The following is a 307-nucleotide window of genomic DNA, read 5'->3' as shown; positions in this document are numbered from 1 at the left end:
GTTCGTCAGGAAGCATTGTTGAACTGATTTGTATTTACTTTTTCACAGAAGCTAACAGCTTATCCCCATAAGGCGAAATGTGCCTGGCTGCCTTCGCAGGAGCAAGCGATATAAAAAGAGTAGATATAAAACTTCGAGTAGTCCCGCTGGTTCAATATGTTTTAGATAAAGCAAAAGAGAACACATCATACTGTCCTAAAAAAGTGAAAGTGAAGATTATCCATGATCCTGCTCCAACTGCATTTGCTCTAGGTAGGCAAACACTATGCATAACTGACGGATTGCTTTTACTCTCCGATGATATGAT

General features: G+C 39.7%; 1 pseudogene. It reads left to right on the top strand.

What is annotated here, in order from left to right:
• Positions 1 to 77: 77 nt before the first annotated feature.
• Positions 78 to 307: pseudogene (locus P0G09_RS18050) on the top strand (peptidase M48); the annotation flags it as partial.

The sequence above is a fragment of the Faecalibacterium sp. DFI.5.82 genome (genome assembly GCF_029076575.1).
GTDB classification, from domain to species: Bacteria; Bacillota; Clostridia; order Oscillospirales; family Ruminococcaceae; genus Faecalibacterium; species Faecalibacterium duncaniae.
Note: the sequence above shows the minus strand (reverse complement) of the source record. Positions and strands in the feature narration are given on the sequence as shown.